The organism is Streptomyces sp. NBC_00285, assembly GCF_036174265.1.
Taxonomy (GTDB): Bacteria; Actinomycetota; Actinomycetes; order Streptomycetales; family Streptomycetaceae; genus Streptomyces.
Genome location: NZ_CP108055.1, coordinates 3,559,683 through 3,578,003 on the forward strand (window position 1 = coordinate 3,559,683; position 18,321 = coordinate 3,578,003).

Below are 18,321 nucleotides of genomic sequence, written 5' to 3' on the forward strand. Positions count from 1 at the left end.
CTTCAAAAAACCCTTCAAAAACCTGGGTCATTCAAGAACCCTCGACCACCGTTTTCTGACATGATCCGGGGTCATGAGTGACACTCCGGAGCCGTCCGGCCACCCCGAACTCCTCGTTGCCGAACCGCTTGTCTGCACCGAGATCAAGATCGGGTACGCGCGGGTGTCCAGCGGCGGACAGAAGCTCGACCGGCAGATCGACGCCCTCACCACCGCCGGATGCCGGAAGATCTTCTCGGACAAGAAGTCCGGAAAGAACGCCCTCCGCCCGGAATTGAAGGCGTGCCACGCCTTTCTCGACGCTGGCGACACCCTCGTCGTCCCGTCGCTCGACCGCTACGGCCGCAGCCTCCAGGACCTCATCAACATGGTCGCCGAACTCCGGACGCGCGGGATCGGCTTCACCTCGCTGCACGAGAACCTCGACACCACCACCCCCGGCGGCCGACTCGTCTTCCACGTCTTCGCCGCTCTGGCGGAGTTCATCCGCGAACTCATCGTCCAGGGCACCCGCGAGGGCCTGGCCGCCGCCCGCGCCCGCGGCCGGGTCGGCGGGCGCCCCACCGTCGCTACCGAGGAAGTCATCCGCGCCGCCCGCGACCTGCTGCCCGACCCCGGCCGCTCCATCACCTCGATCGCCAAAATGCTGGGCATCTCCCCGGGCACCCTCTACAACCACATCCCCGACCTCCAAGACCTGCGCGCCTCCGCCGTCCCCCACCAGCTCGACGCTGCGGAACGGTGACCCCACGTGCCGCTCCGTCCCTAGAACCGCGAGCGTTGTCCCGCCGACTGGCCGGACATCTCCAACGCCATCAACGAACGCGCCGGCTGGCGGTGCGAGTGTGAAGGCGAGTGCGGACGCGGCAGTCACCCCGGCCGGTGTCCCAACCGGCACGGACAGCCCGTGTACGGCACCGGTTCGCGGGTCATCCTGACGACGAGAGCGCGCACCTCGACCACACGCCGGAGAACTGTCACCCGGCCAACCTCAAAGCCATGCCAGGGCTGCCACCTGCACTACGACCGTAACCACCACACCCGCACCCGGGCCCAGACCCGGCATATCGCGCTCGAAACGGCGGGCAGCTGACGTTTGAGTTGTAGGCGAACGTAGCAAGATCAACCCGGCGGACAGCATCACCCCACCGGAGCAGTGGAACCCGGCGCCCCCCGACGCGACAGCCGGGCCATCAACCTGCCCACGACCAACCGACAACAGAGAAACGGCCCGCCGGAGAAACCGACGGACCGTCATGCAAGATCGAGGCTAAGGCCGCTACACCTGCGTTCCGGGCCGTTTCCTGTTGGGGCAGTTTCCTTGGACCCTCGCCAGACCTACTGCCCGGAAGCCGCAGGCCCCGGCCGTCACACAAAACGCCCTGAGTCACCCGCAGACGACTTGTCGGACAACGCATCCGGCGCACTTCACGGGCACCTCCGGCCTCAGGAGGGCCTCAATACATGCTTTGCCGCAGCAGAGCCGAGCAGAACCCGTCTCAGCGATTGCACGTCCATGCAGGTCAGAGAGTCATCAGCCGAAGCAGACCAACGTGGCATCAAACTCACGAGCAGCGGATTCAGTCCGTTCAGGGAAAGTTGACACCCCGACAGGACAAAATGAACGTTTCCGCAGGTCAGAAACCTGCGCAGGTGGGGCGGGTGGGACTCGAACCCACGGCCGACGGATTATGAGTCCTTTTAGGTCTTTCAGTCCCTGCCCTGATCTTGCTTCATTCTTCCCTTTTTCGCAGGCCAGGAGGCCGAGAGTGATCGACCCTTGCTTTGGCCTTCCTGATCCTTCCCGGTCCTTCTGTCCACTACGTGTCCACTAGCCGCCCGTGCGGCATCGTCGGCGAGCACCAATGGCACGGCCACGAGTTCGGAAACGCAGGTCACAGTGGCGACGAGTCGGGAGGATTGAACTCGCGAGCAGCGGAGTGCCTTACCGATGGGAAAGAACTAGCCCTCTTCGCCCGAGGGTCGAGCCGCGCGGCTTTCTGCAGGCCAGCCGTGTTCTCACAGAATATCTCGCGCCACGCGCCCGTCCGGTGATGCGGTGCGATCTATGTCCGCCGTGGTCTCTGCAAGGTCGAGACTGTGGACTGCCGCTATCTCGGCCTCCAGTCCCTGACGAGCCCGTGCGAGGCGCGCACGGTGTTTGCGCAAGGCGCGCCTCGTGTCCGCGAGGACCTTCTTCTGTCGCTTCTCCAGTTCCGTGAGTCGGGTGATCTGCCGTTCGTGGTGGGAGATCTGTTCGGATCGGATGACGGCTGAGGGCCGGTGGGGTCCCGTCTTTCGGGCGGTGCCGCGCTCCTTGTTCAGCTGGGCGTGTGCGAAGTCGAGGAGCTCGTTGCGGGGCACGTACTTCGCGCGTCCGGCGCCGATGCCCATCAGCAGCGCGATCTTGGGGAAGTTGGCATGGCGCTTGGCCCAGTTGCTGACGGTAGAGCGTGTGACGCCAACGAGGGCGGCTGCGCTGGAGAGGTGGACCAACTCGCCTTCACGGCCTTGGAATTCGGGGCGGAGCCAGACGACGGATTCGGCCGGTGTGGTCATGCGCGGGTCTTTCTCCTCGGCGCGGCCCCGGCGGGGCCGGGGCCGCGGGGGCTAGTAGTTCAGTTCTTGTGGGCGTCGTTGCTGCAGGCGCGGGCTTGGCGTTCAGCCTTCGCCTTGCGGGCGATGGGCAGGAGTGTCGTGGCGTCGAGTCCGTGGTTGATCGCGCCGTGGATGGCGTCGGCGAATTCGTCGTTGGGATCGAGGGTCAAGGCGCGCTGGAGGGCGAAGCGTGCGGTGGATTGGTCGTCCTGGCGCCAGGCGACGGCGGCGAGGAGGCTGAGTGCGGGGACGGCTGCGGCCTCGTACGGGGGGAGGGAGTGGCGGGCGAGGAAGGCCCACAGGCGGCGGGTGTGGGGGAGGTCGTCGTCCTCGATGTGTTCGAGGCCGTGGTCTTGGGCCCATTCGTCGTTGAGGCCGTAGATGAGTCGGGCGGTGATGTCGTGGGCGAGTTCGGTGGCGCCGTTGCGGAAGTCGCGTATCGCGGTCTCCAGGAGCGTGTGGGTGGCCTGCAGCACTGTGCCGTCGTCGGATGACGTGGCGCAGTGCTGGGCCCAGGCGGCGCCTTCGTTGTCGAGGGCGCGGAGCAGGTCTGCGGCGTCTTCCGGCTCGGTGGGCAGGAACTCCTGGGTGATGTCGCTGGCGCGGCGGCCGGGGGTGCGGTCGAGGCGGATCAGCTGTGCGGTCACGCTGTTGGGGTCGTCGGGGCCGGGGAGCGGCTCGCCCTCGCAGCATCCGGGGAGGTAGCACTCGTAGGCCCACCAGTGGTTGTCGATGAGGGCGATGACCGACATGACGGGGGCTCGGCGAGCCTTGTTGAAGGCGTCAACGAAGTAGTCGGCCAGGGGCCGCATGGATTCGGCGGCCTCGGCGGAGCTCTGGCCGGGTCGGGGGGTGCCGCAGAGGAAGACGATGATGTCTAGGACGTCGTGGCGTCCGTGGTCGTGGGTGATGTGGTGAAACTGAGTCGCGAAGGCTTCGGCGGTGGACTGCCAGGTGGCGGGGTCCTCGGGGAGCGGCAGGGTCATGGTTGGCCCGGTGCCGACGCCCGTGGCGATGCGGCCGTGGACGGCGATGGTGTCTTCGGGTTGGTGGCCGATGAGGAACGGCAGGAGTTCGGCATAGTCGCTGGGGCCGTTGACCTCGATGCGGGGGTCGGAGGTGGTCACTTCTGGGTTCCTTCCTTCGTGGTGTGGGTCTGCCGGGCGTGGGTGCCGGCCTCTGGGGTGGGCCCGTACGTGGCGGCGTGCATGCGTTTGGGTTTGGTGGTGAGCGAGCGGATGAGCCCGTCGCGCAGGACCGTGTCGATGGCCGCCGTGATGTCGCTGGTGTGCCGGAGGGCGACGATGCGGTGCCAGGTGCGGCCGGGTTGAAGGCGCGCGTCGTTGGCGGCCTGGCTCTCGGCTTCCTCCTCCGCGGTGCCGACAGAGATCGGTGGCAGTTGGGGTCCTGCGGTGATCCAGGTCTGGATGATCAGGTCGTTGCCTTGGAGGCGCAGGCCAATGCGGTGGCCTTCGGGGTGGGTGTAGGTGGCGGTGCGGTCGGGGGTGTCGGTGTCCTCCTTGGTCCACGGCTCGTCGAGGTCGGGGGCGAGTTGGTGGATCGGGTGGGCGGTGCCGGTGGGTTGGGGCTGTGTGAAGGCAGGTCGGCGCCTTCGTTGCGTGGGGGCGGCCCGGGGGTGTGCGAGGTCGTGCTCGGCGCTCATACGGCGGCCGGTTCGTTGGCGGTGAGCTTGTCCACGAGGCGGAAGGCGCGGCGGTGTGCGGCGATGGTGGTCGCGGTGTCGAGGTACTTGTCGCGTTGCTCGAAGGAGTCCTTGGCTTCGGCGAGTGTCTTGGCGTAGCCGCCGTCTTCGAGGGCGAGGGAGTCGGCGCAGCCGATGTAGGCGCGCGGGCCGAGGTCCCAGACGATCGTGTTGACGGCGGCGCAGGCCGCGGCGAGTGCGTCGACGTCGTTGCCGTACCAGAGGTAGTCGTGCGGGTTGAGGCCGAGGTCGCGCAGCCGTTGGGCGACAGAGCGGAGCATGGTGCCGGAGCCGACGGCGGGTTCGCGGATGGCCATGTCGGGCTGGGCGAAGTCCTTGTCGACGAGCATGCGGGCCAGCAGGTCGGTGACGCATGGCGGTGTGTGGTACTCGCCGCGCCACTTCTTGTCGCTCTTGTGGCGTAGGCCGGTCAGGAGCGGGCTGAGGACGTCGGTCTCGGCGCGCATGTAGGGGTCGTCGTGGCCGGTCAGGTCCAACAGGCCCTGGTTGACGGCGCGTTGGGTGACGGCCTGGACGGCACGGAGCTGGTGGGGGTCGGGGTCGGGGTTCCAGGCCCAGTCGTGCAGGCGCACGGCGCGGTCGATCAGGTCGGGGCGCTCGATCCAGTGGCCGAGGTAGATCTCCTTGAAGAACTGGGGCAGTTCGTGCGGCTGGCGGCCCAGGATCCAGTCCGCGAGGCCGGTGCCGGTGTCCGGCGGCTGGCGCAGGAGCGCGAGCGCGGCGACGGTGCCGAGGGGGACGTCGATGCTGCTCCCGCCGTGGCTCTGATACCAAGCGTCCATGACGTTCTCGGCGATCTTTCGGGCGTGGTCGTGGGGGTCGCGCGGGGCAAAGGCCTTGCGCCAGGTGGTCTTGGCGGGGCGTACGGCGGCCTTCGATTTGGGCGGGGCCTTCTTCGCCCAGCTGGGTGCGGGCCGGGCCGCGGCGGGGGTGGCAGCTCGCGGCAGGAATATGTCGTCGTCTGGCATGGGGGTCCTCTGGGTGCGCGCATGGGGCCGCCCCGGTGCGCGGTGCGCGGCCGGGGCGGCGGTGGGGCTGCGGTGTCGGGTTTCAGTCGGCCTCGTGATGGGCCTGGAGTTGGGCCACGGCGGCGCGTATCTCGACGGCTTCGGCCGCTTCGGGGTGACCGGTCTGGCGCAGGCCGGTGACCAGGAACATCAGGGCCAGCTCGTCGACGCCCATGTCGGCGATCAGCTCCTCGAAGCTGAAGTGCCTGAGCGCGGCGGGGCGGTGGTCGTAGCCGAGGCGCAGGGTCTTCTCGATCTCCGTGAGGGTGTTGGCCCTCTGTTCTTCGGTGAGGTCTAGGAGGGAGGACCATGCGGCGAGCGTGTCGTCGTCTGCCGGGAACTTCACGTGCAGTTGGCCTTTCTGGGTCGGCCGCCCCGGCCCGCGTACGCCGGCCTGGAGCGGGTCGGGTGCGGTCAGGAGGAGAAGGGGTCGTTGCGGTGGTCGGGGTGGACGACGGCCCACAGCCCGGAGGGCATGGGTTCGGTGATGACGCCCCATCCGGCCCAGCGCATGACGGCGAGGTAGCCGAGCGGTCCGCCGGCGAAGCCGGTGCGGTCGCCGCAGTCCGGGTCGGGCGCGATGAAAATCCAGCCGGGCAACGCGTCGCATGCAGGCAAGACCTGGAAGCCGGGGCGCAGCTCGCGTGTGCCGTCGGTGACGATGGGCGGCAGTCCGGCGGCGTCGAGGATGCGGATGGCCTGCTGGACGTGGGGGTGGTCGTGGTGCTCGGGGAGCGTTCCGACGCCCTTGCGGATGATCTGCCGGGGCGGCTTTGCGCCTTGGCTGGCGTGGTAGATGTCCATGAGGAGCAACGCGTCCTCGATGCGCCCGGCGAAGCGCAGGGCGAGGTTGGCGACGACGGCAACGACATGGCGGTCGCTGCCTATGAGGCGCCGAAATTGCTCGTCGGTCATGTGCTGGAACTGGTTGGCGCGTATGACCGCGTGGGAGCGGGATGCCGTGCGCAGGGCGCGGGCGACATATTCGGGTTCGGTGCCGATGTGGTTGGCGAGGGTCTGAATTCCTCGGGTGAAGGTCATGCGGTGGTCTCCAAGAGGACGCTTGCGCGTATGGGTGCGCCCCCGGCCATGAGGCCGGGGGCGCGGAGTGATCTGGGGGCTGGTGCCGCCTAGCGGCGTCGACCGCCGCATCCGGCGTGGCCGCAGCCTCCGCAGAAGCCGCCGGGCCGGTTGCACTCGCAGCCGCAGCCGTTGTTCTGGATTCGCATTTCCAATCCCTTTCCAATTCGGGCGATTCCCGAATTCCTTAGTTATATCTTAATGGCAGATACCCCAAAAGCAATATCCACCCATTCGAATTAGAATTTAATTTCCGCAATTCAATTCCTAATTCGCCGATGCGGGAATGAGGTCGGGCCAGCGCACTGCCTCCAGGGCGCGGCGATGAGAGTCGGGCACTGGCACGGTGGGATAGCCGAGCCAGTCGAGACCCATGGCGGCGAGGATCGTGGCGTCGGCCTGGTCGTAGCGGCCGGGCCCGTCGCATGCGACGCCGTACCGCTCGACGGCCACCGCGCGCACCATGCCCTTCGCTACCCGGGCACGGTCCTTGCGCGGGTAGTCCTGGGCGGGGTTGGCGCGGCCGGTCGCGTAGATCGTGCGGCCGTGCGGGGTCACGACGGCGTACGGGATGCGGCACCGCCACAGGTACTGGGTGACCAGCCACCAGAGTCCGGCCAGCTCGTGATGGCCGGCCTGCCCGCCCTGGGCGTACGCGGCCCCCTCGACCACCACGAGGTCCGCGCCGTCCGTGCCGACCTTGACGTTGAGCGCGACCGCCGCCAGCAGCCAGTCCAGCCGTTCGTGGCTGCGGCGACGCCCGGGCCGGAACGCACGCGCCCAATCACTTCCGGCGATGCCCGTCGAGGCCAGCGACAGGTCAAGACCGACGACGCACGGCTGCCACTCCCCCGTCGCCTGAACGCTGGGCAGGGTCACCGGGGCGCTCTGGAGCTCGGCGGTCACCGAGAGCCCCCACCGGTCGCCGCGCGGTGCTTGGTGATCAGTCGCTCGGCCTCGGCGATCGCCGGTTCCCTGCGCCGGTCGGTCCACTCGCCGTCGTAGCTGCCGGCCGGGCCCCACAGGTACCAGCCGGTGTCGTGGTAGCCGTCGTTCGGGTTCCTGCGGCGGTGGCCCAGCTCCCACCAGCCGTCACGCCAGCGCCACAGGCGATTCGCGTCCGCGTCGCGTACCCAACCTGCGCGCTCGGCCAGGGCCTGGAGGCGGGCCAACTCGGTGCGCAGCATGGCCGATTCGGCTGCGGCGTCCAGGTCTCGCGGGGTGGCACGTTCGGCATGGCCGGTCCGGTGTGCGGGTGATGTGGGGTGCAGGCCGAGTTGCTGCACGGCGTCGTCCCTCTGGCGGGCGACGCGGAGCAGCAGGCGGGCGGCGCCGTGCATACCTCGTTCTTCGAGCCACCTTGCGGTGGCGTCGATCTCGACCCCTACGGATCGGTCGTTCATCGGTCGGACTCCTTCGCGGGGCCGCCCTGGCACGGGCCGGGGCGGCCTTGGTGCACGGTGGTTACGGGCGAGCGGGCTTGGGGGTCTTCGGGTCCTTCCGGATGCAGATGCCGGAGTCGGGCATCGCCCGGCGGCCCGCGACGAGTTGCTTGAAGCGCGCACCGGGGCGGAACTTCACGATTTGGCGGGCGGTGAGCTCCACGGGCTGCCCGGTCTGCGGGTTTCGGGCGGTGCGGGCGGGGCGCACCTCGGGGGTGAGGCTGCCGAAGCCGGTGACGGAGACGGTTTCACCAGCGACGACGGCGCGGACCATGGCGTCGAGGACGGCTTCGACGGCGACGGTCGCGTGAGCGCGGTCGCCGGTGGCCTGCGTGACCGCGTCGACGAGTTGGGCCTTGTTCACTTCGGATTCCTTTCGATTCACGGGCTGGAGCACGGCAGTCGAGGGGCGGGCCCGCCACGCGGCGGGAAGAGGCCCCAGCCCGAGGCCGGGGTCCGTGTCGTCACACGCGCCTCCATAGATGCGCGATACATGATTCATAGATGTCACCTATCTTTTGTTAGTCGGGGAGACGGATCAGGAACTTTCCGGTCGCGAGCACCTGGGAGATCGGCAGGACCTCAGCGTCGGCGGAGACCAGATAGGGCTCCTCGCCAGCACCGGGGCGCGCGGGCACCGTCCATACCGTTCCCGTGAGGTCCGCGTACCGAGCCCCCACCTCAAGGAGGCGTCCCGCGAAGAGGAACCGGCGGGTGCGCAGCGACGGGGACCATCCCTCGCCGGGTACCGGACCGTCCCCGGTGTGCGGCACCTGGAGGCCGAGGAAGTCGGGTCCGGCCGTCACCAGGGTGCCGATGGGTCCCAGGGAACGGAACTCGATGGCCTCGCCACGCTCGCCTGCCTTCAGCCACCGGGAGAGGTCGTCGGCACTGAGCTGGACAGGCCGGCCGTACGCCGAGACGCCATCACGGGCTCCGAGCACGATGCGCAGCAACGAGCGCCACGGCGGGCGGCTGACGTAGGAAGCAGCCGGGACCGTGATCTGGGCGCTGCCTTCGGTGAACCTCAGCTGGTGGTGGCCGTCGGCCGTGACGTGCTCGACGGTGACGGTGTCCGACGACTCCAGCCAGCCGCGCAGAGCAGCGGCGTCCTCATAAGCGATGGGCGCCGTCCACACGTCGCCCGCGACCGCGGTCCGGGCGACCGCGAGGGCCCGGTCGCTGCACGCGACCGCGTGGAGGTAGCCGGGGGTGGAGTCGAGGACCAGGACGTCGTGGTCGTGGGCGTCGTCGCCAACGGGGAAACGGTGTGGGGCGGCCTGGTCGAGGATGGCCGCCAGGGTCTCGGCCCGAAGGGTGAACATGAGGGGTCTCCGCGGGAGTTGTAGGGGTTGGTGTTCAGGTCGTTGAAGCGCGTTTGCGGGCTCGCCGCGCCCGCTGGGCGAGCCGTCCGGCCTCTCTGCACAGGGAGCAGGCGCGCTCCCCGCGCCGGTTGTGGGCACGGGCTCCGGCTTCGGTGCCGTGACGTATCGGGCGCCGCGCGCGCTCGTACAGCTCGCCCAGGCTCGCGCCTTCGCAGGTGGCGAGGATCTGCCCGTTGCGCCAGAACCGGCCGCCGCACACACCGTCGAACAGGCTTGCTTTCGGCAGGACCAGCTCGACGCAGCGTGCTCGGAACGGACAGCTCCGGCAGACGGAGAGGAGCGAGAGGACCAGCGGCGACGACGGGGCTTTGGCTTCCGTCTTCTCGGACGTGAAGCGGGCATCCCCGGCGCAGGGGGCCTCAGCGACCCACCCGATGCCACTCATCTGCTCCGCCTCCCGCGGGGCTAGGCGGTCGGCGGCAGCAGCAGCAGGCGCACCTGATCACTGGTGCTGACGCCGCGCGGGTGGACGTAGTCGCCGGGCAGGGGCATCAAGTGCCGGTCGGCTAGGGCCGGGAGGGCGAATACCTGGCCGAGAAGGCGCGTGAGGGCGGTGTCGCAGGCGGGCGACCACTTGGGACGGGGGGCGCGGACCTGCATGCCGTTGTCGTCGACGCCTTCGAGGACCTCGATGATCCGGCCTCCCGCACTGCGGCCGTCGACGACGACCGCGGTTGCCTCCGGGTGGCGCTCACGCACCAGTTCGGCCACGCGGGCGACCCGATCGGCCGGAGGCAGCTCCAGCAACCAGGAGTTCCCCTCGGCGGCCGAGTTGTGGTGGACCGAGGCCCATGCCGGAGAGATGTAGGGAGCGAGCGCGGTCTGCACGTCGGACTCGATCTCGTGCGCGATGTAGTCGAGCGGATGCTCCTGGGTGCCCTCGCGGTTGTTCCACAGTTCGGGGCACGTTCCCAACGGGCTGGTCTGTGCGCCCAATACGGCGTGCAGGTCGAGGGTGCGCGTGCTGTAGAAGGCGAACGTCACGTAGACCGCCTCGGGGCAGGCGGTACGGATCTTCGCGCTGATGTGGTCGAGCACCGCGAGGCAGTACGCCTGTGCAGTGCGCTTGCCCTGGGCGTCCAGTTCGTGGCGCTGCTCGGCGAGAAGTGTCAGTTGGTCGTGTGCGGTGGGTGTCATGGCAGGGGTGTCTCTTTCTTGTTGGGAGTGGGTCAGGCGAGGACGGGCATGAGGCGTTCGCCGATCCAGCGGGCGACGTTGACGGACACGGCATTGCCGGCCTGCTGTGTCTGGGCGGCCTTGCTCCCGACGACCTGGTACGTCTCGGGGAACCGCTGGGCCGACAGGTGCTCGCGGGGTTGGAGCATGCGGAAGTAGCACTCTTTGATGTCGGGCGCGCTGCGCACCACGGCCGCCGAGGCCCGGGTCGACAGGGTGTGCAACGGCTCGGCCGCCGTCTTCGGGGCGGCTTTGCGGTACGGGATGACCAGGGTGTTGCGGGCCCGGTCACCGGCAACGCCATCGGGTACCACCAAGCCGTGGTGCCGGGCCCCGGCCAGCGTGCTGAGCGGGTTGTCCACGGGCGCGACGTCGCAGTTGTTGCGGAACTCCACAATGAACGGGTCGACGGTGACCAGGGCTTCGCTCTCGCGAGTCATGCGGGTGCGCATCGGTTCGGCTGCCGAGGAGGCCGTGTCGTTCCACGAACCGCCGACCGGCACCAGGAGTGCTTCGCCCACCTTGACCGTGCGGACGGGCAGCGGCCTGGTGTCCGGAGCGAACGCGCGGTCGGTTCCGTCCTTGCCGTGCGTGAGGGTGACGACGGACGGCTGGTGGGGGAACTTGGCCAGTCCCGCCTCGATGCGCCGCATGGTGTTCGGCACCAGCGGACGGTCGCGGTCTCCAATTCGCTGGCCGATGTCGTCCCACATGATCACGTCGGAGGCCGGGCGGACGTACGGCTCCACCAGGGCATGGCCGCAGCGCGTGTTCGGGCACCGGTAGTCGTACTGCTGGCCGTACTTGCCGACCTTGACCTTCGGGTCGCGCCAGCTCTGGCGGGCGCGGACGTCGCGCCCGCAGTGAAGGCAGTACGCCAACGGACGTGGGGCAAGGTCGGGGCGGCGAATCCCGGCGAGGGTGAAGACCAGGTAGACCCGGTCGCGCCACTGCGGGGCGTACGGGTTGGTCTCCGAGCCGATGTGCGCGGAGGACACCGAGACGATCTGGACGCGGTAGCCCAGCTTCTTCATGCACCGGATCCACTCCGGGAACAGGCCCCAGCCGGTGATGAACTCGACGACGTTCTCCACGACGACGCAGGGGAACCGTTTTGCCTCGGCGGCGCGCAGCACGCACCAGGCGGTCACCCGCGTCAACTCGAAGGCTTCCGGGGGAAGTTCACGCCACTGCTCCTCCTCTTCGAACAGGGCGTCTTGTACGGGGTCGGGGCGCTTCCTCCCGCCGGCGGGGCTGAGCTCCCAGCAGATGACCGAGGCCCACAGCACGAGGGCCTTGGGGAGCCAGCGCATGGGGTAGTTCTGGATGTCGGCACGCCGGGCGGCGGCCGTGGGGTGGTTGAGCGCGAAGGTGTCGACCGCGGTCTGCCAGTGATTGATGCCGAGGATGGGGTCGAATCCGGCTTCGAGCAGGCCGGTGGCGTCTCCGCCCGCTCCGCAGAGCAGGTGGACGGATCGGGGCACGGTGATGGTCTCCCAGAGGTGGCCGCCCGGCCCGGTGGGCCGGGCGGCCGTCGGTCAGGACTTGTGGCGGGGTCGCGTCGCGCGGTGGTGGCGGCTGTCCTCGACACCGAGGGCCGCGAACGCCACCAGGCCGATGACGCCCACGAGCAGCAGCCAGGTCACCGGTCCGCGCCCGAGGTGGCGCGCGGTACGCGGCCCGGCCGGTCAGTCATCGCTGCGGGTGACTCGGACGGTGGTGATGTGTCCGGCGTTCTCGAACAGCGCCAGCGGATAGGTCGTGGGCTCGGGCCGCTGCCAGACCCGGCGGTAGCCCTCGTGATCGGTGAGGCGCAGGGACCATTCCGAGAACCGGGCGATGGCGGTGGCCGCTCCTTCGATCCCGGCGCTCTGGTTGTGGCTGGCGCCGTACGGCGCGGTGTGCGTGGACGAGACCATCAGCCGGGGCGCAGGGCGGGGGACGTCGAGGTCGTCGATGCGGGCCATCAGCGGGATGAGGCTGTTGTGATGGTGGCGCTGGGGGCCGTTGGGCGTGGAGTCGTACAGCACGGTGTGCCGGTCCGGGTTCTCCACGTCCCGGCGGATGGCAATCCAGCCGTTCGCGTCCGCGCAGTCGGCGGGCAGGCTGTGTTCGGAGACGATGATCAGTTCCGTGCCGTCCGTGAGGTCGGCGCGCACGAAGAACTCGCCACCGCCAGTCTCGACGTCGGTGACCCAGCGGGCGTAGCGCAGCGGGGTGATGATCCGGCTGTAGCTGAAGAACAGCTGGTTCCACAGCGGGTCGTTGGTGCGGTTGTGGTCGGGCAGTGCCGCAATGACGGTCATATGGTCTCCAAGAGGGTGCGCTCGGCGGGCGCGCAGGAAATGCACGCACACCGTTGAGAAATGTCACCTATCTCAGGTGAAAGCGAAGAGCTTCAGGCGGCGGGCAGTTCACTGCGGGCGAGGATCTGCACCGCCCACATCCGGCCGCCGCGCGTGACGACGCAGCCGATCGCGCGCCCCCGGTAGGGCAGGACGAATCCGCTGCCACCCTCCTCCTGCGTCAGGGTGTCGACGAGTTCGCGGACACCGTCCTCGGCGCACTCAGGCGAGCAGTACAGGTGACCACCGAGCCGCGGGGCGAGGTGAGGGCCATGGATGACTTCGGCGACCACGATGTAGGCGTCGGGGGCTGGGCTAAGAGTGATGGTCACGGGTGATCTCCAAGTGGTGGGCGGGGTCGGCGAGTTCCGAACTTATACTTATATCTTAATGGCATACATCGGGGCGTCAATGTGGTCGATCTTGCGAACGCCCCGGTCCCTGGCGGGACTTGGCCGCCGTCTGTCGTCCCCTCTCCCTCCCCATGCGGGCCAGTTCCCGCGTTCGCTGACGGGCCATCTCCAGCGCCTGCGGGTCGCTCTGCGCCACCCGGCGCTCCTGCTCGGCGAAGAACTCCCGCAGCCAGTCCTGCTGGACACGGTGCTCACGGTCGGCTGCCTCCCGGCGTTCCTCTTCCCGCTCGGCACGCGGATTGGTGCCGCATCCCCGGCAGTTGCCCACCGGCTCGGCGTGTTTGGCACAGCGCGCCCTCTGCTGTCCGCGATGCGTCTCCGCGTCCCCGACAACCTCGGCCGTGGGGGTAGGGGGGTTAGGAAGAGAAGAGGAAGAAGGGGGAAGAGAAGGGGTTTCCCTGGGGGAACCCGCCCGGTTTCCCTGCGGCAACCCACTGGGTTCCCCCAGGGCGACCCTGCCCGTGGCCCCGTCAGGGTTCCCCTGCGGCAACCCTGCCTCCCGCGCATCTTCCTCGGCGGCCCGAACTTCCTGCCGAGCAGTCACGTCCTGCTGGGTGCGGGCTGCCGACGACGGTCTGCGGCGCGGCGTGCTGCTGCGCGCCAATCGAGGGTTGGTCGGGGCCTGCTGCGCCGCACGGCGCCGCTCGGCCAGCTCCTCCGTGGAGGGGATGGGCGGCACGCCGTACGGGAAGACGCGGTACTCGGCGCGGTGGCCGACACGGCCGATCGTGACCCGTTCGACCAGGCCGAGGCCGACGAGTTGCGTGACGACCGTGATGACCTGCTTCTCCCCCACGCCGGACCAGGCCATCATCCGCTCCAGTCCGGGCCTGGCCAGCCTGGTCTGGTCGTCGGCCGAGTCCGCGATCTTCATGAGTACCAGCTTCTGCGTTGTGTTGATCACCTCCTTCGGCAAGTAGGCGGCCACCACCATCAGTTGGATGCTCACCGGCACCTCTCCGTGTTGCGTCCCGCCGCCGCGCCGGGGCCGGGGCGGGCCCGCGCGGGTACCGCCCCGGCCTGGTGTGGTGGTCAGGACTGCTTGCTCGCGGTGACGTTGATGCTCACCGCGGTCCGCCGGTCGAGGTCGAGGCGGGTGGGCACGGGGATGCCCACCTCCTTGAGCCTGGCTTTCATGGCGCCCGTGTCCGGCGCCATGGGCACCTCCAGGCCCGCGCGGCGGTAGAGGCCGACCATGGCCTCGACGTCGTCGACCTTGGTCGGGTTGCCGCCGCTCCAACCCAGGACGTTGCCTCCGTAGGTGCCCGGCTCGGAGCCGTCGAGCTGGGCCCGCAGGAACTTCTGACGCTCCTTGAGGGGCTTGATCTGCTCGGTGACGGCGACGTACTCGGCCAGCGCCGTGGCGCGTTCCTCGTCGTCGTGGACGAGCCGACTCTGCGGGGAGCGCCCAGTGGCGAGCGGCCCCCAGCACGCGGTGCGGAAGGGGCAGTGGTCGCAGATCGCGGACAGGCCCGGTCCCTGGAACGTGCGCGGGAGTTCTTCCGGGGTGGCGGCGGCGCGGACCTGTTGGACCCACCAGCGGGCGCGGCGGGCCCGGTCGGCCTCGTAGGCGATCTCCTGTACGTGGTCGTCGCCGTTGTCGCGGTTGATGAACCGGAAGCGGATGCGGGCCACGGGCACGGGGCCGATCCGGGCGAGCTGGCGCTGACCGCTCACGCGCGCGAATCCCTCGGCGGCGAGCAGGTCGGCGTACAGGTACACCTGCCGCATCTCGGCTTCGCTCGCCCCGTACCGCAGGACGTTGTCCCACTGGTAGGTGCCCTTCGTCTTCACGTCCTCGACAGTCGTCTGTTCAGCCGGGAGCGTGGGGCGCAGCCGCTTCGGGAGCCGTGCGGCAGTCGTGCTGTCGAGCTGGACGGCGTCGATGTGCCCCCGAACGGTCTCATCCTCGACGCGGCGCTCGACGAGCCAGCCGTACTCCTCGCGGGCGGCATCGAGTATCCCGGCGTGCAGCCAGGTGCCGAGGATCGCCTTGCGCTTCTCGCCCGTGTCAGTGGGGGTGCGGCCGTGCAGGAGGTATCCGGCCCGGCGCGCGCACACGGTGTCGCTGGCGCCGAGTTTGGTCTGCTGGGAGCGGGGGCGGCGGGCGTCCGCCGCGTGGGCGGCGGGCCACAGACTGACGGGCCGCTGGGGCGCGATGACCACAGTGGTCATGGTCTTTCTCCAAGAGGATGCGGGGTGCCTCGCCGCCGTCGACGGGCGGCACCCGGTGTCGGCAGGGGTCAGGAGGCGGTGCGGCGAGCGGGGGCGGTCCGCTTGCGCGGGGCACGCTTGGCCGGAGTTGGGGGCTCGTCGGCGCGGGTGGCGGTGTCCTGTTCCGGGGCCGTGGTCTTGGCCGGGTTCTTCGCGGCACGTGACCGCTTCTTCGGCTCCGCCATCGCCGCGCTCGTGTTCCGCTCCCCCGTCTCGGGGTCGCCGCCGGACTCGCCACTCGACGTGCCGCCCGTGGAGTCGCCCGCTTCGAGTCCGGCCGCCACCCGCAGGCGTCGGGTCGCCTCCTGCGCCTCACGGACGACGGCTTCGGCGTCGGCACGCTCCATCTCCTCGTCGACGTAGACGCCGGAGAGGTCCTGCGGTGCGGCCATGCGCAGCGAGCCGGCCTCGGCGCACTTGCGCAGCATGTGGGCGGGCATCTGCTGCCACATCTTCGCCACGACGTACGCGCTCTGCTTGCGGTCGTAGTACGTCGGGGCGAACTCGTCCCAGCGGGCGATCATGGGGAAGCGGCTGGTGCCCCGCAGGACGGTGACCTTGACCGCGGCCGGGTACGCCTTCGACAGCCACACGTCGTGGGCGTTGCCCTCGGAGTCGTAGTAGACGGTGTCCTCGTAGGAGATGGACTCCCCGGCCTTCGCCGCCGCCCGGTGGGCGACCGTGCGGAAGCCGTCGATGCCGGTCTGGATCGTCCATGTCTTCTCGGGCTCGTCGGGGTTGTCGGCCGCCTTCCAGTTGGTGCGGCCGATCATGTAGATCTGCCGTGCGAACGGGTCGAGGCCGGTCCGTACGCAGTAGTGGAAGAACATGGCCAGGTGGCCGCGCGGGGCGGCGGCCAGGCCGGGGCTTATCAGGGCCAGCGTCGAGAGCTGCTTGTGGTCGAACTCGTCCTGGTCGGCGCGCAGGGTGATGGCGCTCGCAGGGACGGGCTGGGGCGCCGTCGCGGTTGGTTCGGCCAACTCGCCCTCCACTACGGCGGGTTCGGCGGATGGTTCGTCGGTCACGCTCTCTCCAAGAGGTCAGTCGGTCCGCAGGCTGCGGACCTCGAAGGCCCTCTCCCATTCGGGATGGCGTTCGATGAGGAGCCGGACGTACCGGCTGCGGAAGTTGTTGTTGAGGCGGAAGTCGTCGCCCTCGGTCGCCGTGACGTAGTGCCAGCGCGGGACCTCGAAGAGCATCCCGATGCCGATGCGGCGCGCGCCGCGCTTCAGGTAGTCGGCGGTCAGGGTCTCCAGGGCGCGAAGCACCCAGGGGTTGAGCCGGTGGAACGTCTCGAACTGCGCCTGGATCGACTCCGGTTGCCCTTCGGGCTGCCGCACGGTGTGGATGACCAGGCCCGGTGTCTCGCCCTGGACGCCTTCCATACCCACCCCCTGATGACACGTTCGAAGAATGTCACCTATCTTGAGGGTTGAGGCGCGGATGATCAACCCCCCGGAGGCAGACCGGACTTCACACCCCGGACCGGATCAGGCGGAGGCCCGCTCGGCCTGGTCGTCCATGCGGGCCTCGCGCACCTCGTTGGCCCGCGAGACATCACGCAGGGCATTGACGGCGACGTTGGAGTCGGGGTGCTTGAGTACGTAGAGCGAGAGCGCGCCTTCGACGACCAGAGTCTCACGGGCGTCCATGACGGCGACTTCGTCGCCGCCGGGCGTGGCGATGAGCTGCACTGCTGCCTCCTTAGCGAATTGCGGCCCCCCAAGGGGATTACATATATCTTATTCGCAATCCGAGGCCATGTACAGTATTTGCGCAGGTCAGAGACCCTTTGTGGCGTGACGTCCTCGGGTCAGGACCCGGCTGCCCGGCCCGTCGTAGGTGCCGCCCCGCAGGGCGGCCACGACCTCCCCGTCCGCGTCCCACGGCACGCTCCGCCCGCTCTGGCGCAGTTCCGGAACGGCATCGAGCACGGTCTCCAGCAGCCAGAGCATCGACCCGGACAGCACCCAGTCGTGCTGCGGGAAGCGTCCTGTCGCGATGGTCGTGGCGAGGTTCCCCTGCGCGGGCAGGTGGAACATCGCGATGATCTCCTGCTGGCCGACGATCGGGGGGAGTTCGTCGCCCAGGTCCGGCTCCCAGCCCGCGCCCTGCTCCTCGACGATCCGGGCCTTCACGTCCAAGTCGACCTGGCGGAACCGCGCAGCCGTCGTGCCGAACCGGGCCGCGAAGCCGAGCGGCCAGTAGCGCACCCCGCTGACGACCAGGGCCGTCGACGGGTCCAGCACACTCCGGCTCGGGGCCAGCCACTGCGCGACCATCTTCGAATCGACGCGGTACAGGGCGGCGAACTCCTGATGCCCGACCAGATACGGCTTGCGCCGGCTCATGCCCCGTCCTCCGCTGTCCGTGCGAATGCAGCACGTCAGCGTAGCCGTACGGGGGCGCCGGCGTGCCCGACGGTCGCTGCTATGGTGACGGCGGTCTTTCCAAGAGGACCCAGCGGCCCCCACTCCGGTGGGGGCCGTGTGCGTTCACGTGGCGTTCCACCGTGTCCGCCTCAGCGCAGCAGGCTCACGATGGTGAGCGCCACTGAGGTGATGCTGGCCAGCACGGCGAGAGTGGGCATCGGCCAGCGGGTCTTCTCCAGCGCGCTGACCCGTTCCTCCAACTCCTCCAAAGCCTTGTCCGTCTGGTCGCTGCGCTGGACGAGCAGCGCCAACTGACCGTCGATACGGGCGAATCCGACCTCCACCGTCGCCCGGAGTTCGGCCAGGGCGAGAGCCACCTCTCCCTCGGGCACGTCGTCCTCCTCTTCTCTCGTCATGGGCCGGTCACTACTCCGGTGTGGCCGGATCGCGCTTCGCCGTCAGCCACGATGCTGTTCCCTGCCTGCCCAGGACCGTGCCGACGGTGGACTTCAGGGCGCTGAGCGCGGCGGGCATCGAGGCGACCGCAGCGGCCTGCCAGGCCGACA

The 18,321-nt window shown here is 69.3% G+C and carries 23 protein-coding genes; 1 reads left to right on the plus strand and 22 read right to left on the minus strand.

Going from position 1 to position 18,321, the window contains the following annotated elements; translation table 11 throughout:
• Positions 1–73 precede the first annotated feature (73 nt).
• Positions 74–745: a recombinase family protein gene (locus OHT57_RS16425; protein ID WP_143606564.1), complete on the plus strand. Its 672-nt coding sequence runs from the start codon at positions 74–76 to the stop codon at positions 743–745.
• 1,274 nt (positions 746–2,019) lie between these two features.
• Here OHT57_RS16425 and OHT57_RS16430 read toward each other — a convergent pair.
• From OHT57_RS16430 to OHT57_RS16535, 22 genes are all read right to left on the minus strand, one after another.
• The gene (locus OHT57_RS16430; protein WP_328747149.1) at positions 2,020–2,559 is read right to left on the minus strand and encodes a hypothetical protein; all 540 of its coding nucleotides are present in this window, start codon (positions 2,557–2,559) and stop codon (positions 2,020–2,022) included.
• A 59-nt stretch (positions 2,560–2,618) separates the two neighbouring features.
• Positions 2,619–3,725, minus strand: a complete 1,107-nt coding sequence (locus tag OHT57_RS16435) for a DUF4192 domain-containing protein (protein ID WP_328747150.1) — start codon at positions 3,723–3,725, stop codon at positions 2,619–2,621.
• Entirely contained in the window at positions 3,722–4,261 is a 540-nt protein-coding gene (locus tag OHT57_RS16440) for a hypothetical protein (protein WP_328747151.1), read from the minus strand. Before OHT57_RS16440 ends, OHT57_RS16435 begins: the two co-directional genes overlap by 4 nt.
• Positions 4,258–5,289 carry an N-6 DNA methylase gene (locus OHT57_RS16445; protein WP_328747152.1) on the minus strand — a complete coding sequence of 344 codons (1,032 nt, stop codon included), beginning with the start codon at positions 5,287–5,289 and terminating at the stop codon, positions 4,258–4,260. Before OHT57_RS16445 ends, OHT57_RS16440 begins: the two co-directional genes overlap by 4 nt.
• Before the next feature lie 82 nt (positions 5,290–5,371).
• Positions 5,372–5,674, minus strand: a complete 303-nt coding sequence (locus OHT57_RS16450) for a hypothetical protein (RefSeq protein ID WP_328747153.1) — start codon at positions 5,672–5,674, stop codon at positions 5,372–5,374.
• Between the two features lie 68 nt (positions 5,675–5,742).
• Positions 5,743–6,369, minus strand: coding sequence for a hypothetical protein (locus tag OHT57_RS16455; protein ID WP_328747154.1), 627 nt, complete (start codon positions 6,367–6,369; stop codon positions 5,743–5,745).
• Positions 6,370–6,675: 306 nt separating this feature from the next.
• Positions 6,676–7,314, minus strand: coding sequence for a hypothetical protein (locus OHT57_RS16460; RefSeq protein WP_328747155.1), 639 nt, complete (start codon positions 7,312–7,314; stop codon positions 6,676–6,678).
• Positions 7,311–7,811, minus strand: coding sequence for a hypothetical protein (locus tag OHT57_RS16465; RefSeq protein ID WP_328747156.1), 501 nt, complete (start codon positions 7,809–7,811; stop codon positions 7,311–7,313). The genes OHT57_RS16460 and OHT57_RS16465 overlap by 4 nt, the downstream gene beginning before the upstream one ends.
• Positions 7,812–7,872: 61 nt before the next feature.
• Positions 7,873–8,352 carry an HU family DNA-binding protein gene (locus OHT57_RS16470; protein WP_328747157.1) on the minus strand — a complete coding sequence of 160 codons (480 nt, stop codon included), beginning with the start codon at positions 8,350–8,352 and terminating at the stop codon, positions 7,873–7,875.
• 19 nt (positions 8,353–8,371) lie between these two features.
• Positions 8,372–9,175, minus strand: coding sequence for a hypothetical protein (locus tag OHT57_RS16475; protein ID WP_328747158.1), 804 nt, complete (start codon positions 9,173–9,175; stop codon positions 8,372–8,374).
• A 34-nt stretch (positions 9,176–9,209) separates the two neighbouring features.
• Entirely contained in the window at positions 9,210–9,620 is a 411-nt protein-coding gene (locus tag OHT57_RS16480; RefSeq protein ID WP_328747159.1) for a hypothetical protein, read from the minus strand.
• Between the two features lie 20 nt (positions 9,621–9,640).
• Positions 9,641–10,372: a hypothetical protein gene (locus tag OHT57_RS16485; RefSeq protein WP_328747160.1), complete on the minus strand. Its 732-nt coding sequence runs from the start codon at positions 10,370–10,372 to the stop codon at positions 9,641–9,643.
• A 32-nt stretch (positions 10,373–10,404) separates the two neighbouring features.
• Positions 10,405–11,895, minus strand: coding sequence for a DNA cytosine methyltransferase (locus tag OHT57_RS16490; protein WP_328747161.1), 1,491 nt, complete (start codon positions 11,893–11,895; stop codon positions 10,405–10,407).
• Between the two features lie 204 nt (positions 11,896–12,099).
• Positions 12,100–12,717, minus strand: a complete 618-nt coding sequence (locus OHT57_RS16495; RefSeq protein WP_328747162.1) for a hypothetical protein — start codon at positions 12,715–12,717, stop codon at positions 12,100–12,102.
• Between the two features lie 92 nt (positions 12,718–12,809).
• Positions 12,810–13,088, minus strand: a complete 279-nt coding sequence (locus OHT57_RS16500) for a hypothetical protein (RefSeq protein ID WP_328747163.1) — start codon at positions 13,086–13,088, stop codon at positions 12,810–12,812.
• 76 nt (positions 13,089–13,164) lie between these two features.
• Positions 13,165–14,118: a helix-turn-helix domain-containing protein gene (locus OHT57_RS16505; RefSeq protein ID WP_328747164.1), complete on the minus strand. Its 954-nt coding sequence runs from the start codon at positions 14,116–14,118 to the stop codon at positions 13,165–13,167.
• A gap of 83 nt (positions 14,119–14,201) precedes the next feature.
• On the minus strand, positions 14,202–15,344 hold the full coding sequence (locus OHT57_RS16510) for a PD-(D/E)XK nuclease family protein (RefSeq protein ID WP_328747165.1): 1,143 nt from the start codon (positions 15,342–15,344) through the stop codon (positions 14,202–14,204).
• Between the two features lie 68 nt (positions 15,345–15,412).
• Positions 15,413–16,408: a recombinase RecT gene (locus tag OHT57_RS16515; protein WP_328747166.1), complete on the minus strand. Its 996-nt coding sequence runs from the start codon at positions 16,406–16,408 to the stop codon at positions 15,413–15,415.
• Positions 16,409–16,423: 15 nt separating this feature from the next.
• Positions 16,424–16,768, minus strand: coding sequence for a hypothetical protein (locus OHT57_RS16520; protein ID WP_328747167.1), 345 nt, complete (start codon positions 16,766–16,768; stop codon positions 16,424–16,426).
• Positions 16,769–16,873: 105 nt separating this feature from the next.
• Positions 16,874–17,077 (minus strand): hypothetical protein, encoded by a 204-nt coding sequence (locus tag OHT57_RS16525; RefSeq protein WP_328747168.1) that lies wholly within the window; start codon positions 17,075–17,077, stop codon positions 16,874–16,876.
• Between the two features lie 87 nt (positions 17,078–17,164).
• The gene (locus OHT57_RS16530; RefSeq protein ID WP_328747169.1) at positions 17,165–17,734 is read right to left on the minus strand and encodes a hypothetical protein; all 570 of its coding nucleotides are present in this window, start codon (positions 17,732–17,734) and stop codon (positions 17,165–17,167) included.
• A 170-nt stretch (positions 17,735–17,904) separates the two neighbouring features.
• Entirely contained in the window at positions 17,905–18,171 is a 267-nt protein-coding gene (locus OHT57_RS16535) for a hypothetical protein (protein ID WP_328747170.1), read from the minus strand.
• Between the last annotated feature and the right edge of the window lie 150 nt (positions 18,172–18,321).